Source organism: Streptomyces sp. NPDC059718 (genome assembly GCF_042733315.1).
GTDB lineage: Bacteria > Actinomycetota > Actinomycetes > Streptomycetales > Streptomycetaceae > Actinacidiphila.
In genome coordinates this window covers 31,414-45,228 of record NZ_JBHWGA010000029.1, presented here as the reverse complement: position 1 = coordinate 45,228, position 13,815 = coordinate 31,414, and the positions used below count along the sequence as shown (strand labels likewise).

At 72.4% G+C, this 13,815-nt stretch carries 12 protein-coding genes; 5 read left to right on the top strand and 7 right to left on the bottom strand.

The window, feature by feature from the left end:
* Nucleotides 1-13 precede the first annotated feature (13 nt).
* Together ACFV3E_RS29135 and ACFV3E_RS29130 are read right to left on the bottom strand one after the other, a co-directional pair.
* The gene (locus ACFV3E_RS29135) at nucleotides 14-3,415 is read right to left on the bottom strand and encodes a S8 family serine peptidase (protein WP_500537349.1); all 3,402 of its coding nucleotides are present in this window, start codon (nucleotides 3,413-3,415) and stop codon (nucleotides 14-16) included.
* 685 nt (nucleotides 3,416-4,100) lie between these two features.
* Nucleotides 4,101-4,268 (bottom strand): DUF5670 family protein, encoded by a 168-nt coding sequence (locus ACFV3E_RS29130; RefSeq protein ID WP_018561957.1) that lies wholly within the window; start codon nucleotides 4,266-4,268, stop codon nucleotides 4,101-4,103.
* A 165-nt stretch (nucleotides 4,269-4,433) separates the two neighbouring features.
* On the opposite strand from ACFV3E_RS29130, the gene ACFV3E_RS29125 reads away from it, so the two are divergent.
* The 3 genes from ACFV3E_RS29125 to ACFV3E_RS29115 all read left to right on the top strand — a co-directional run bounded on the left by ACFV3E_RS29125 (nucleotide 4,434) and on the right by ACFV3E_RS29115 (nucleotide 6,059).
* Complete coding sequence (locus ACFV3E_RS29125) at nucleotides 4,434-4,616, top strand: hypothetical protein (protein WP_500537348.1); 183 nt, start codon at nucleotides 4,434-4,436, stop codon at nucleotides 4,614-4,616.
* A gap of 152 nt (nucleotides 4,617-4,768) precedes the next feature.
* On the top strand, nucleotides 4,769-5,467 hold the full coding sequence (locus ACFV3E_RS29120) for a hypothetical protein (protein WP_500537347.1): 699 nt from the start codon (nucleotides 4,769-4,771) through the stop codon (nucleotides 5,465-5,467).
* On the top strand, nucleotides 5,454-6,059 hold the full coding sequence (locus ACFV3E_RS29115) for a Fic family protein (protein ID WP_500537346.1): 606 nt from the start codon (nucleotides 5,454-5,456) through the stop codon (nucleotides 6,057-6,059). Before ACFV3E_RS29120 ends, ACFV3E_RS29115 begins: the two co-directional genes overlap by 14 nt.
* A gap of 185 nt (nucleotides 6,060-6,244) precedes the next feature.
* Here ACFV3E_RS29115 and ACFV3E_RS29110 read toward each other — a convergent pair whose 3' ends face one another.
* Together ACFV3E_RS29110 and ACFV3E_RS29105 are read right to left on the bottom strand one after the other, a co-directional pair.
* The gene (locus tag ACFV3E_RS29110; RefSeq protein WP_500537345.1) at nucleotides 6,245-6,460 is read right to left on the bottom strand and encodes a DUF6188 family protein; all 216 of its coding nucleotides are present in this window, start codon (nucleotides 6,458-6,460) and stop codon (nucleotides 6,245-6,247) included.
* 87 nt (nucleotides 6,461-6,547) lie between these two features.
* On the bottom strand, nucleotides 6,548-7,507 hold the full coding sequence (locus tag ACFV3E_RS29105) for an SDR family NAD(P)-dependent oxidoreductase (RefSeq protein ID WP_500537344.1): 960 nt from the start codon (nucleotides 7,505-7,507) through the stop codon (nucleotides 6,548-6,550).
* 160 nt (nucleotides 7,508-7,667) lie between these two features.
* Between ACFV3E_RS29105 and ACFV3E_RS29100 the strand changes: the two genes are divergently transcribed.
* Nucleotides 7,668-8,258 carry a TetR/AcrR family transcriptional regulator gene (locus tag ACFV3E_RS29100; protein WP_500537343.1) on the top strand — a complete coding sequence of 197 codons (591 nt, stop codon included), beginning with the start codon at nucleotides 7,668-7,670 and terminating at the stop codon, nucleotides 8,256-8,258.
* 97 nt (nucleotides 8,259-8,355) lie between these two features.
* Here ACFV3E_RS29100 and ACFV3E_RS29095 read toward each other — a convergent pair whose 3' ends face one another.
* The 3 genes from ACFV3E_RS29095 to ACFV3E_RS29085 all read right to left on the bottom strand — a co-directional run bounded on the left by ACFV3E_RS29095 (nucleotide 8,356) and on the right by ACFV3E_RS29085 (nucleotide 11,867).
* Nucleotides 8,356-9,231, bottom strand: coding sequence for an NmrA family NAD(P)-binding protein (locus ACFV3E_RS29095; RefSeq protein ID WP_500537342.1), 876 nt, complete (start codon nucleotides 9,229-9,231; stop codon nucleotides 8,356-8,358).
* A gap of 23 nt (nucleotides 9,232-9,254) precedes the next feature.
* Nucleotides 9,255-9,920 (bottom strand): winged helix-turn-helix transcriptional regulator, encoded by a 666-nt coding sequence (locus ACFV3E_RS29090; protein ID WP_500537341.1) that lies wholly within the window; start codon nucleotides 9,918-9,920, stop codon nucleotides 9,255-9,257.
* A 252-nt stretch (nucleotides 9,921-10,172) separates the two neighbouring features.
* Entirely contained in the window at nucleotides 10,173-11,867 is a 1,695-nt protein-coding gene (locus tag ACFV3E_RS29085; RefSeq protein WP_500537340.1) for a SpoIIE family protein phosphatase, read from the bottom strand.
* A 313-nt stretch (nucleotides 11,868-12,180) separates the two neighbouring features.
* Between ACFV3E_RS29085 and ACFV3E_RS29080 the strand changes: the two genes are divergently transcribed.
* Nucleotides 12,181-13,785: a molybdopterin-dependent oxidoreductase gene (locus tag ACFV3E_RS29080; RefSeq protein ID WP_500537339.1), complete on the top strand. Its 1,605-nt coding sequence runs from the start codon at nucleotides 12,181-12,183 to the stop codon at nucleotides 13,783-13,785.
* The last annotated feature ends 30 nt before the right edge of the window (nucleotides 13,786-13,815 follow it).

The window sequence follows — 13,815 nt, the reverse complement described above, 5'->3', positions numbered from 1 at the left end:
TGCGGGAGTCCCCCTACCCTCGGGGGGCTATCCGGAAGGAACGGATGACCGTCTGGTCGACGGCGTTGCCCGCCGCGTCCTTGGCGGTGAGGCGGATCGAGGCGTAACCGCCTGCCGAGGGCGTGGTCAGCTTCACGAAGCCGCGGTCGCCTGCGCGCCAGACCTTGAGGGCTTTCCAGCTCCTGCCGTCGTCGAAGGAGACCCGCAGGCCCAGCGAGGTGGTGACGGCCTTGCTGCCGCGCTCGGCGGCGACGGTGAAGAGGTACGTGCGGCCGCCCGTGACGGTGCCGGAGGCGTTCAGCGGGCCGCCCAGCCGGACGTTCATCAGCGGCAGTTCGGCCGGTTCCGGGCCGGTCGGGCGTCCGGAGGTGAAGGTCCAGGTGGCGGAGGCCTTGCTGCCCAGACTCGACCAGCCGACCTTGCGGGTGCCGGACGACGTCAGGGTGTAGGCCGCCTTCTCGTAGGGAACCGCCGCCTGCAGCCGGCCCAGGGAGTCCAGCGACGCGATCTTCTCGCCGTCGCGGTACAGGGTCGACGAGCCCGTGGTGTCCCGGGCCTCGCCTGAGTGCGTCGCGGTGTTCTCGGCGGCCGTGGAGAACAGGCCGGGGGTGAGGTACAGCCCGTCCTCGAGCCGCAGGGCGTCCACCGACCGGGCACGCAGCGGTCCCTGGTTCCACCCTCGGGTGTAGGACTTGCCCGGGGTGAATCGTGTGGTGCCCGCGAACTGGATCTCGTCGTAGCCCGCGGTGCCCTGGGCGCGCATGCCGAGGGTGCGGTCCCAGACGATCGCGGAGTCGTCGGTGTAGTAGCGGGTCTGCCTGCCGGGGACCGGGATCTGGTTGCCGTCCACGAACGTGATGGCGCCGTAGGTCGGGACCGGGGTGTCGATCCGGACCCCGAGCGGCTTGCCGCCCTGGTCGGCGTAGGTCTCCTCGACCCGGGCGAGGGACCTGTCGTGGATCGGGCGGGTGAGGGCGGCCGGGACGCTGCCCTTGGTGTTGACGGCGAGGTTGTAGGCGTAGCTCCAGGCCGGCTTGGTGGCGGTCCTGGGGACGGTGCCGCTCCACCGCTGGGTGGCGAGGAACCAGAACGGGTGGCTGGTGACCTTCGTCGTGGTCGGGGTGGCGTAGACGCGGCTGCCCGGGAAGCCCAGCACGAACTTCTGGGTGCCGTAACGGCCGTCCGCGCTGATCGACGTCGTACTGGCGAAGATGCCGTCGTTCTGCGCCGTGCCCTTGTCGACGGTGAGGTCGACCGGCTTCGCGGTGCGCCCGTCGAGGACGAGCGTGGTGTCGAGCGTGAGGTCCACGCCGGGCCGGGAGAAGAGGACCGAGGTCTGCGCGACGGGGTCGAACTTGCTCGCCGAGATGTCGTACTCGCTCTCGGGCAGCTGCATCGCGACCTTGCCGTCGGCGTCGGTGGAGGCGTTGTACTGCAGACCGGTCCGGCTGTCGAAGGCGGCGACGTTGATGTCCGGGCCGACGGGCTTGCCGTCGAGGCCGAGGACGGTCAGCGACAGGGCGCGGGTGAGCGGCTCGGCGTAGACACCGAAGGCGTCGCGGACCGTGGTCGTGCCGTCGTCCGTGGTGGCGACGATCGAACCGCCGTAGGCACCCGCCATCGTGTCGTCGACGGAGGCGGTGAGGGTGGCGGAGGCGGTACCGCCCGCCGGGACGGTCACCGTGTCGGCCGACAGGGCGAAGGCCCCCGCAGGAGCGGCTGTGCCTCTGGGCCCGTACGCGTCGACGGAGAGGTGGAGCGTGACGTCGGCTGCGCCGTCGTTGGTGTAGGTGACGGTGCCGGTCCGGGTGACGTCCTGGTGCGGGTAGTCGGCCTTGCCCAGGCTGATGCTGCCGGAGGTGGCGCGTACGTTCTGCGCGCTGGCCCGGGCGACGTCCAGCCGGCCGGTGCCCTGGTCGTACGCGGTCAGGCCGGGCAGACCCTTGGCGGCACTGGTGAGGGCGGCCTTGAAGTCGGCGGCCTTCCAGGCCGGGTGCTGCTGGGCGAGCAGCGCCACCGCTCCCGTGACGTGCGGGGTCGCCATCGAGGTGCCGGACGCGGTGACGTAGGAGGAGCCGACCGGGTCGCCCATGGTGGTGCCCGCCGCGCGGGCCGCGGTGATGTCCTGGCCGGGCGCGACGATGTCCGGCTTGACGGCGAAGTCCTCGATCCGCGGGCCGCGGCTGGAGAAGGTGCTGAGCGTGTCCTGCTTGGTGGTGCTGCCCACGGTGAGCGCGGAGTCGGCGATGCCGGGGGAGCCTACGGTGCCGCCGAAGTAGTCGGCCGCGGGGGCGCCTTCGTTGCCGGCCGCGATCACGAACAGGGTGCCGTGCTCGGCGGTCAGCGTGTCGACCGCCTCGGTGAGCGGGTCGGTCTTCGCGTACGGGGCCTGCCCCAGGCTGAGGTTGACGGCCTTGGCGCCCGCCTCGGCGGCCCACGTCATGCCGTTGATGACGGCGTCGTCGGGGCAGAAGCCGTCGTCGGTGCAGACCTTGCCGATCAGCAACTTGGCGTCGGGCGCGACGCCCTTGTACTTGCCGGCGGAGGCAGCGCCGGTGCCCGCGATGGTGGAAGCGGTGTGGGTGCCGTGGCCGTTGCCGTCCACCACCGAGCCGGTGCCCGTGAAGTCCCTGGTTTGGCCGGTGGAGGCCTTGTCCGAGAGGTCGGGGTGGGTGGGGTCGTAGCCGGTGTCGAGGTCGGCGACGGTCACGCCCTGCCCGGTGATGTGCGCGCCGGTGGAGTCGACGCTGTCCCAGACCTTCGGGGCGCCGATGAGGGCGGTGCTCTCGGCGAGGGCGACGCGGCTGCGGCCGTTGAGCCACAGCTTGTCCAGCGGGCCGCGGAGGCCCTGCGTCCCGCTGACGAACGTCCAGAACGCGGTGGCGTCGCGTTTGGCCGGGGCGAGGCTGCCTCCGTGGAGGACGTCCAGGGTCCGGGTGATCCTGGCGCCGTGCCGCTGGATCGCTCCACGAGCGGCGGAGGAAGAGGCGCTGCGGCTGGAGTAGATGAGCCGCAGTGAGTCGCTCGAGGCGTCGTCGTAGCCGGCGTCGAGCTGCTCGGTGACGTCGAAGAGACGCGGGTCGAGCTTCCCGGCGGTCAACAGCGGCTGTGCGTCGGACGGGACCACGAGGATGTGGTGGTCCGTGCCCTTCCACTGGTGGGACATGTCGAAACCGATGCGGTCGCGGCCCGGTCCGCGTGTGACGCTGACCGCGGGGACGCCGCCGGCACCGCGGGTGACGGTGACCTTGTCACCGGTGATCAAAGTCAGGGTGCGGACCGCCTTGGCACTGGGCGAGGCGGAGCCCGGGACTGGTACGGGCGGTGCGGAGTTCGGGGATGCCTGCGCGGCGCCTGGTACGGCGCCGGCGACCAGCCCGGCCAACGCCAGGGCCCATCCGGCTCGTATACGCATGTATGAGTACCTTTTGGCCGCCCGGGGAGACCTGGGACGCGGGCGGCGGACAGAGAGGTGCCCGGCGGTCGCCGGCCACCCGGGAGACGGCCTGGGCAGGCCTGCGCCGGGGCGAGTTGCCCCTCAGGTCGAACGCCCGGCCGAGTCCTTGGTCACGAGCGATGAGAAAACCACACTTGATCAAGGATGCATAGGGGTGAGCGTGTGTTACCGCTGGTCAGGGCGCAGGCCGGCCCGCAGGTGGGCGACGGATCCCGGAACGGGCCGCACGCACCCGAAGGAGGGGGAGGCCGCGGCCGTCGGAAGGGGAGGGCCTGGCCCGGCAGCCTCGCGCCCAACGCGCAGGGCAAGCGGCCCTTCGGATGGCTGCCTGCGGCGGTGGGTGGCCGGCAGTTGCAACCCACCGCTCACAGGGCCGTGTGCACCGGTGGTCATCGCCACCGGTGCGGCATTCCGAGTCAACCCGATCAGCAGGTGTGAAACCGGGCGGCGTGGCGGGGTGTTGGGCGGTTGTCACTCCAACGGCGGTGTGGCCGCCGGGGAGGCTCCGCGCTGATGGCGAACGCGGCGCCGGCGAGCCACCCGTGGCGCGCCCACCGCGACGCGTCCGGGCAGTGCAAAGGGTGAGGTTCGCGGCCCTTCCGGCAGCACGAACCCCACCCTGGCACGGGGGAGAGGCGTCAGGTCACCATCGGTACCAGCGGCGGCGCCCGCCGCCCTCGGCGGCCCGGAACACGAACCCGAGCAGCCACACCACCAGCACGATGATGGCGATCCACCACAGGGCCTTGAGGGCGAACCCGGCGCCGAACAGGATCAGGGCCAGCAGCAGGACAAGAAGCAAAGGAACCATGTCGTCAACCTCCTGACCCCGCGTCTGCCCCGGCGCGCGATCGCCATGCGTGGACCACAGGGCACCGGATGGCGTGCGAACGGGACCGCCGTTTTCGGCATGGAACCCGAAGGGCCGGAAAGGGGCAGGTCATGGCCGTCACCGGCCATGCACCGAGGAGGACTCATGGCCACGCCAGAACAAGACCGCCGGAAGAGCGCCAGGACCGACGACGTCACCCTGCGGCCCCGTACGGAATCCCAGGACGAAGGACGCCGCGACGCCTCGCCCCGTGAGCAGGGCACCGTCGGGGACGCCCTCCGCAAGGCGATGGAGGAGGCGGCGGTCGACAGGGACGACTTCGCCTGAGCCCCGCGAAAACCGTTGGCCGACCTGGTGACCGAGGGCCGAGACTGAAGGGCTCATCACGCCGGACGGACAGAGCGGGGCCAGAACTGACGTACAACCGGGACACCCTTCCCTTTCCCGAGAACCGCGTGCCTCCCGCCTCCCGCACGAGCATGCACGACTGGGCCCATCTCGACCCGGGTCGCCACCCCTTCGCCTGGGACGAGGAAGAGGAGGCCCGTCTCCGCGCGCTGGTCCGTGAATGGGTGCCACCCGTGCTCTCCGGTATGGCGGGTTGGTGGCAGGGCGAGGACTGGTGCGAACGCCAGGTGGACGCGATCATCCGGGAGCGGTACGGGACCTGGGCGCAGGGATGGAACTGGTGCTACCGGCACGGCGGGGTGATCGGCAGTTGGGTCACCGGAGCCGGCTCGGTGACGACCCCCGACGAGACCGCCGCCCGCGTCGTCGCCGCGCTGCTGGAGTGGCGGGAGTGGTTGGAGACGACGGCTCGGCGCTTCGTCGAGCTGGCACCGCCGCCGGATGCCTCCCCGGAGGATCTCAGCTGGCATCTCGAGCGGGCCTGCGTCCGGCTCGTGACGTACGCACTCGACTCCGGCGCGGAGGGCGGCTGGCACGGGCAGGCAGGTCTGCTCCTGCGCTGGTACCTGACCACCAGCGGCATGAGCCAGGCCGACGCCGGACGGGCGGTCGAGGCCGCGATCGGCGGCCGGTTCCGGAGCTGGGTCGCCCCTGCGCGGACACTGATCGAATCGGTCGGTGAGGACCTCGCCCTCGGCCTCACCGGCCACGCCCCCTACCAGGACCACCGTGAGCGAGCGGACCTGGAGGACCGCCATGACCGCTCCTGACAGCCTCCCGACCTGGCTGCGCGTACGCCGCGAGTCCGCCTGGCACCAGGCACCCGCCCTGCGACGGGTGCGGCCCGCGCGCGACGGGTTCCGCGCCTGGTGCGAAGGACCGGTACGTCGGCGCGACCCCGTCCGTGCGGAGCGCCTGCTCGCCGCCCACACCCTGGCCCGCGCCGACGCCGCCCGCCGGGCACCGCTGGACTTCGCCCTGCTGGCCGGCTGGCAGCGCGAGGTCTTCGGCGGGGGACAGGCGCCGTTCCGCGAGACGGACGCCTACGCGAAGGCCGGCCGCGAACGCTACGGCCTGACGTCGACGACCCAGGCCGACTTCGCCGCCTGCCTGCGTGAGGCGACCGACCCGCAGTTCCCGCCGGCGGCACGTGCGGCCCGGGCGTACCTCGACGTGGCGTTCTTCCACCCCTTCACCGACGGCAATGCCCGTGCGGCCCTGCTGACCCTGGTCCATGTCCTGGCCCGCGAGGACATCGTCCTCCCGGAGGTCGGCCCGCTCCAGACGACCCGCTACGCGGACGACCCGGCGGGTGCCGCCGACCTGGCCACTCTCATCGGCGTGCTCAACCGGCGCCGGTAGCGCGAGGCCGGGATGGCGAGGTCGGCGCGCCGCCGGGACCTCGAAGGGCTCCAAGGGGTCGCCGTCGACGCGCCGACCGGTGCGAGCCTATGCCCCGGCTCGCCTCTCCAGCGTGCCCGAGAGCCGATGGCGCCGCATCCTGGACGTGCGGCCTCGCCGCCTTCCGCCCTGGCCGGCGAGGCCGCTCATCGGTCAGGGCCGACGTCGAGCGCCGGGACGTCAGGACCGGTCAGGTGCCACGAGGTGAGCCGGGGGTCCGGTTCGATCCACAGGTGTGCCCCGCTGTCGAAGCCCAGGGCGACCGCTCCGTCGTCGCGCACGTGGGCGGACGTGACCGACTGGCCGAACAGGTCCAGCACCGGGGCGAGGTCCGCCCCCGTTCCGGGCGCAGTTCGTGGCACTCGCCGGCGATGTCGCGGACGCGGAACGCCGTTTCCAGGACCAGCTCCGCGTCGCCGGGCGGGCCCGCCGCTCGTGCGGAGGCGGTGTCAGGCGCTGGTCACGGAGGACGCGATCATGTCGAGGGAGACCTGCCACAGCAGCGCCGCCCGGTCGGGGTCCACGGCGTGGGCGGCGACGCCGCGGCGTACCCCGGGGGTGTGCGGGGCGGCCTCGTTGCAGTCCTCGAAGTAGCGGCCGGAGACCCCTTCGACCAGCGGCGATGCGGCGAGCAGCACGGAGGTGGCGGCTCCCTGCTCGATGTCCTTCCAGGACACGTCCGTGCTGGTGGCATCGAAGGTGGTGGGGCTGTTGGAGATGTCACCGATGTGGCGGCCGAGGCGGGTGGTGGTGATCCGGCCGGGGTTGAGGGCGTTGACGGCGATCAGGTCCGCTGCCCACCGGCGGGCCGCCTCGACGGTGAACAGGACGTTGGCGGTCTTGGACTGGCTGTAGGCCGCCCAGGGGTCGTAGGGGTGGTGCTCGAAGTGGAAGTCGTCGAACAGCACGTCGCCGTTGACGTGGCCGACCGAGCTGACGGCGACCACGCGTGCCCCGCGTGCCGCGGCGAGGGCGTCGTGCAGGCCGGTGGCGAGGGTGAAGTGGCCGAGGTGGTTGGTGGCGAACTGCAGCTCCCAGCCCTCCTTGGTCCGCTCCAGCGGCGAGGCCATCACCCCGGCGTTGAGGACCAGGACGTGCAGCGGTCCCGACCAGGAATCCACGAAGGCACGCACGGATCCCTGGTCGGCGAGGTCGAGCAGGGCGGCGCGCACGCTTCCCGGGCCGCTCGCCGGGGTGATCTCCCGGGCGACCCGGGTGCCCGCGGCCAGGTCGCGGACGCCGATGGTGACCTCGGCCCCGGCGGCCGCGAGGGTGCGCGCGGTCTCGCGGCCGATGCCGGAGGCCGCCCCGGTGACGATGGCACGCCGGCCCGCGAGGTCGACGCCGGCGAGCACGTCGGCGGCGGTGGTCTGCGCTCCGAAGGGCGTGGTGATGAGTTGGTCGGTCATGACGTTCTCCAGGAAGGCGGTGATGCGGGGCACGCGTGCGGCCGGTGGCGCACGGGCACGGTGCCGCCGTACTCTCGTATCCGGAACTGGTTCCGGTTCACTTCAGGACTGTAAGCGGAACCGGTTCCGCTTGCAAGTGGCGGTGGGAAGGGAGACGGGATTGACCGGCGACGACGAGGCCCCGGCACGGCGCGGCAGACCCCTGCGCGCCGACGCGCAGCGCAACGAGGACCGGGTGCTGGAGGCGGCGGCCGCGGCTTTCGCGCAGGACGGCATCGGCGCCTCCGTCAAGGACATCGCCCGCGACGCCGGCGTCGGCGTCGGAACGCTCTACCGCCGCTTCCCCTCCAAGGAACTGCTGGTGGAGGCGACCTACCGGCACGAAGTGCGGCGCCTGTGCGAGGCGGCGCCCCGCCTGGCGGCCACGCGCCCACCGGAGGAGGCCCTGCGCACCTGGATGGAGTCCTTCATCGACTTCATGGCCGCCAAGCACGGCATGGCCGACGCGCTGCGCGTGGTGCTGACCGACGACAGCGAGAAGATGCACACCCGGGCCCTGCTCGCCGAGGCCATCACCCACCTGCTCGCCCCCAGGGACGGGGGAGGCGGGCCGATGGCCCGCCCGGACGTCGACCCCCCGGACGTCCTCATGGCCCTCGGCGGGATCAGCCTCATGGCCGCCAGCGAGGAACACCGCGACCTGGCCACCCGGCTCATCGACCTGCTGCTCCACGGCATCGTGCGCAGCTGATACGCCGCGGCCGGGCCCGGCGGCGCGGGGCGGGCCGGATGCCGTACGGTCCCGCGCTGCCGCGTGTCCCCGGAGCGGCGGACGGTTCCGACCGGGCTCAGGCGGAGTGGTCGTCGTAGAGGGCCCGGTGCCGGAGGACGAAGCTCTCGACGTCCAGGGGGTCGTCGCCGCCGATCCGCTTCACCAGGTCGTTCATGCCGGAGAAGACGCCGTCGCGGTAGTCGACGGCGACGGCGAGGAGATGCTGGATGAGGTGGGGGGAGGCGCCGCGCTTCTCCAGGATGGCGGCGAATTCGTCGAGGTCGATCGGCACGTAGCTGACGTGACGGACCAGGGCGCGTGACATGGCCTCGGCGATCTCGTAGTGGTCGAGTTCGACGGCTCCGTAGAGCGGGTAGATCTTGCCGGCGTGCGGGGCGGGGTCCTCGAGGATGGCCGCGATCACCTTCGCCTGGTCTTCGGCGGCGATCGGGGCGTGCCGCCCGTCGGCGAAGGGGAACCGCAGTTCGCCGGTCCCGTTCCACATGTTGGTCAGCCATTCGGCGAAGAAGGTGGGACGCAGGTGGGTGACCGCGACAGGGGAGCGGTCCAACAGGCGTTCGGCGACCCAGTGCTGGCGCGCCGCGTTGCTGGCGGCCTCGCGGCGGGCGGAGACCTGCGACATGTTCACGATCGCTCCCACCTCGTTCTCCTCGGCCGCCTGGGCGAGGTTCGCCGTGGCGTCCATCAGGCCGGGGAGGATGGGGTACGTGAAGTAGGCGGCGTCGATGCCCTCGGTCGCGTGGGCCAGGGAGCCGAGGTCGTGGACGTCGCCGACCACGACCTCCGCGCCGAGCTCGGCGAGCGCCTCGGAACGTCCGTCGACGCGGCGTACCAGGGCGCGGACGCGGTGGCCGCGCTGCAGCAGCGATTCGGTGGTGTACCTGCCGGTCTGGCCGGTGGCTCCGACCACCAGAAGTGTGCGGTTCGTCATGGCATCTTCCTGTTCGTGCAAGGTCATCGGGCGGTCGTGGGATGGCCGTCGGGCAGGGTGAACAGCTCGAAGAACAGCCGGGCGGTTCCGGGGTCGCCGTCCACCGCGAGGTCCGTGGACGCCATCGCGTCGCCGACGGACACCCGGCCCTTGGCCAGGGCGTAGAAGGTCTCCTTCTCGCAGGTCAGCCGCAGACCGGGCGTGACCGGGGCGGGCCCGATCTCCGCCCGCACCCGCTCACCGTCGCCCTGCAGCCAGAAGGTCTCCTCGCCCACGATCAGCTCCGTCAGCGTGGCGAATCCTGCCGCTTCGCCTGGCGCCGTCAGGCGCATGGCCACGACGCTCCAGGCGGCGCGGTCGGCGTATCCCGGCGGTGGATCTTCCAGCCCTCCGCCCCACTCGGCGAGGGAGCCCAGGATGGGCATCAGGGCCGCACCTCGGGCCCCGAGCTCGTAGGCCGCGGCACGCCCCGGGCCGGGCAGCGTGGTCCGGCGTACGACGTCGTGATCCGCCAGGTGCTTCAGCCGTGCGGCGAGGAGGCTGGTGCCCATCCCCGGGAGGGCGCCGAGCAGATCGGTGTAGCGGCGGGGCCCCAAGGTGAGCTCTCGCACGATCAGCAGTGTCCATCGCTCCCCGAGGACGTCCAGTGCCCGGGCGATGTGGCAGATCTGTTCGTAAGAGCGGCTCATGTGGCCTCCTCCAGGAGCGCTGACACTTCTACATCGCGTAGTCGGAGCTACCTGTTTTAGAACTGAGCGCAAAGCCGAAGTCTTCCCGAACGCGGGCATCAATCCGCCCCGTGTGCCGGTGGGCCGGAACACGGGGCGGGGGCACCCACACCGGGGTTGCCCTGAGGCCCGGCGGGCCGGCGGGCCCGGTCCGGCCGGGGGGACCTGCGGGACCGGCCGGTCCCTGCGGTCCGGGAGGACCGGGGATGCCCGTCATGACGGGGGCAGCCGTAGGGCGAGGAGGGCGATGTCGTCAACGTTGCCGGGGGGCATGCGGCTCAGGAGCTGGTCGCAGAAGTCGTCCAGCGGCTCGTCGGCCAGTGCGAGGGCGTTGCGGCGGAGTCGGCTGAGGCCGGTGTCGAGGTCGGCGCCGGGGAGTTCGATGAGGCCGTCGGTGTAGAGCAGGAGCGTGGACCCCGGCGGCAGGGGTGTGGTGGCGTCGGGCCGGGGCTCGCGGACGCCGATGCGGGCGCCCAGCAGCGGACTTCGTGCGTCGTCGAGGTAGCGGCCTGGGCCGTCCGGGGTGAGCAGCAGCGGCGGGGGATGTCCGGCGTTGGTCCAGCGCAGGGTCCATGGGCCGTTCTGGGGGCCTTCGACGCGGGCGAGGACGAGCGTGGCCATGGGGACGGTGGTGATCACGGGCATGGCGTCGTCGAGGCGGTCGACGACGGCGCCGGGAGGTTCGGTGCGATCCCACGCCAAGGACCGCAGTATGCCCCGGAGTTGAGCCATCCCGGCGGCGGCGGTCAGGTCGTGGCCGACGACATCGCCGATGACCAACGCGGTCACGCCGTCTTTGAGCTGGAACGCGTCGTACCAGTCGCCACCGACCTGGGACGCGGCGGGTGCGGGCTCGTAGCGCGCGGCCATGAGCAGCCGTCCGTGCTGGGGCAGGGGCGTGAGCAGGTTGCGTTGCATGGCCTCGGCGACGTCTCGTTGACGGCCGAACCGGCGCGTGTTCTCCAGGACCTGGCCGACCCGGCGGCCGATGTCCACGACGACCTGCAGGTCGTCGTTGCCGAAGGGGTTGGCGGGGTCGGTGCGGACCAGGGTCAGGGCTCCGGTGGAGTTCCTTCCCGAGCCGAGCGGCACGGTGAGTGCCGATGCCGCGCCCACCGCCTGGAGGAAGCCGTTGTGCAGGGCGGCCAGTGGCGAGTCCGGCCGTGCGGCAGTGCCGGCCGGGTCCTGCAGGACGGGCACCGCCCCGCGCACGGCCTGGACCAGCGGGGAACGGGATTCGCCCGCGGAGGGAAGTCGGGCGCGCCAGCCTTCCTGCCCACGGTCCCTGCCCCCGGGTCCGGTGACCGCCACCCGGTGCGTCTCGCTGTCGTCGACGAGCAGGTCGACCGCCACCCAGTCGGCGAGGCCGGGGACCAGCAGGCGCCCGAGGCGGGCGAGTGCCTCGTCGGTCTCGAGGGTCTGGCCGAGCACCGCGGTGATCTGCGCGACCAGCGTCAGGCGGCCGGTCAGGTCCTCCAAGGCGTGCATCTGCTCGGCACGTTCACTGCCGTAGTTGGTGAGGCCGGCGAACAGCATCGCGGTGCCCTTGAACGAGGTGCCGTCCGTCACCGGCGCTGCGGACCAGGAGACCTCGACCAGCTTGCCGTCACCGCACAGGTACCTGTCGCCGTCCGCACGCCCCGCACCCTTGAGGGTCAGGGCTTCGAGCAGCCTGCACCGGCCCCCGGCGTGCTCATGATCCGTGTGCCGGTGCACGAGGTCGTGGAAGTCCTCGCCGACCAGCGCGTCGGCGGCGCGGTCCAGCAGCCGTTCGGCGGCCGGGTTGACCGCGACGACGCGCCCGGCAGGGTCGATCACGACCAGGGACACCCCCAGATGCTCGACGACCTGCCGCCAGAATCCCGGCTGGGACGCCCACTGCCGACCTTCACCAGCACCCTCCGACACCGCGCCTCCCTGATCGCCCCTGCAGTTCGCCACACAGAGCGTCTGCCCGGACAGGGGACACCGCGTACGACGACCGTCCCTTCATGCTCCCGCCTGGGGGAACCCGACCGTGGCCGACACGACGCGGCACCGGCCTCCACGCGCCTGCGGCCCTCCGCCGGTGCACGGTCTGTGGGGCGAACACGTCGTGGCACGGCCTCAGTAGAGGCCGCACGCCGCTGCGGCCCGCACGTTCCGCAATTCCAGGGGCGTGTCGCTTCACTCGATTGGGTGGTGCACCAATCTCGGGCCGCCCGGGTGGCGAATCACTTGCGTGAGGATCTACAGCAAGCAGCACCTGGCACGCGGCGGCCCGGCCGCGCTGTCCGGTCTGCTGGCCGCCTTCGCCGCGCTCGCGGTGGCGGAAGCCGTCGCCGGGGTGGTGCGTCAGCAGGCCGGGCCGGTGCGTCAGCAGGCCGGGCCGGTGGTGGCGGTGGGCGGAGCGGCGATCGACCGCACTCCCGCCGCGGTGAAGGACTGGGCGATCCGCTCGTTCGGTACCAACGACAAGCTCGTGCTGCAGCTCGGCATCCTCCTCGTGCTGGGCGCACTGGCCGTCGCACTGGGCCTGCTGGGCATCCGTCATCGGCGTGCGGCAGCGGCCGGAGTGCTCCTGTTCGGGGCCATCGGAGCCGTGGCGGCGATGAGCCGTCCCGACGCCGACGGTCCTCTCGACGCCCTGCCGTCCCTGGCCGGAGCGGTCGCAGGAGGGTTGCTGCTGTACGTCCTGATCGGGCGCCTGACCGACGGATCGGTCCGGTCGTCGGATGCGGGAACTGCCCCGGGAGGATGGGACAGGCGGGGCTTCCTGGTGGTCGCCGCCGCTGCGGCCGCTGCCTCCGCCGCCGCAGGTGCGCTCGGACGCGGCCTCGCCTCGTCCAGCGGCAAGCAGGCGATGGCCTCCCGCGCGGCCGTCAGGCTGCCGGTGCCTGCGTCGCCCGCGGCGGCCGTCCCGCGTGGGGCGGCGCCGCGCATCCCCGGGATCAGCCCGTTCGTGACGTCCAACGAGGACTTCTACCGCGTGGACACCGCGTTGGTGGTGCCGAAGGTCGACGCCACGCGGTGGCGACTGCGCGTCCACGGGCGGGGCGTCGGCACACCGCTGGATCTCACGTTCCGGGATCTGCTCCAACGGGAGCTGATCGAGCGGGACATCACGCTGACCTGTGTCTCCAACGAGATCGGCGGCCCCTACGTCGGCAACGCCCGCTGGATCGGAGTCCCCCTCTTCGACCTGCTACGCGAGGCCGGCGTGCGACCCCCTTCCCAGGGTGGTCCGGCCGACCAGTTGGTCTCCCGGTCGGTGGACGGGATGACCCTGGGAACCCCGGTCGAGGACGTCATGGACGGCCGCGACGCGATGCTCGCGATCGGGATGAACGGCGAGCCGCTGCCGCTGGAGCACGGCTTCCCCGTCCGCATGGTCGTCCCCGGACTCTACGGATACGTCTCGGCCTGCAAGTGGATCCAGGACATCGAACTGACCACGTTCGCCGCCTACGACGCGTACTGGGTGAAGCGGGACTGGGCGCGCCGGGCCCCGGTCAAGACCCAGGCCCGTATCGACACACCGAAGCCGTTCGCCCGCCCCAAGGCCGGACGGGTCACGATCGCCGGCGTCGCCTGGGCCCAGCACCGGGGGATCGACCGCGTGGAGGTCCGGATCGACGACGGCCCCTGGCGGGACGCCGACCTCGCCGCCCAGGCCACCACCGACACCTGGCGCCTGTGGTCCCTGACCTGGGACGCCACCCCGGGCCCGCACACCCTGACCGTCCGGGCCACCGACGGCACCGGCGAGGTCCAGACCGCGCGGCGCGCCCGCACCGCACCCGACGGGGCCGGCGGACGACATTCGGTGGTGATCACCGTGGACTGACCGAGTGCCGTCACCCGCCACAGGAAGCCG

Coding starts and splice junctions, on each gene's coding strand:
- ACFV3E_RS29135 (WP_500537349.1), bottom strand. CDS start 3,415: ATGCGTATACGAGCCGGATGGGCCCTGGCGTTGGCCGGGCTGGTCGCC.
- ACFV3E_RS29130 (WP_018561957.1), bottom strand. CDS start 4,268: ATGGTTCCTTTGCTTCTTGTCCTGCTGCTGGCCCTGATCCTGTTCGGC.
- ACFV3E_RS29125 (WP_500537348.1), top strand. CDS start 4,434: ATGGCCACGCCAGAACAAGACCGCCGGAAGAGCGCCAGGACCGACGAC.
- ACFV3E_RS29120 (WP_500537347.1), top strand. CDS start 4,769: ATGCACGACTGGGCCCATCTCGACCCGGGTCGCCACCCCTTCGCCTGG.
- ACFV3E_RS29115 (WP_500537346.1), top strand. CDS start 5,454: ATGACCGCTCCTGACAGCCTCCCGACCTGGCTGCGCGTACGCCGCGAG.
- ACFV3E_RS29105 (WP_500537344.1), bottom strand. CDS start 7,507: ATGACCGACCAACTCATCACCACGCCCTTCGGAGCGCAGACCACCGCC.
- ACFV3E_RS29095 (WP_500537342.1), bottom strand. CDS start 9,231: ATGACGAACCGCACACTTCTGGTGGTCGGAGCCACCGGCCAGACCGGC.
- ACFV3E_RS29090 (WP_500537341.1), bottom strand. CDS start 9,920: ATGAGCCGCTCTTACGAACAGATCTGCCACATCGCCCGGGCACTGGAC.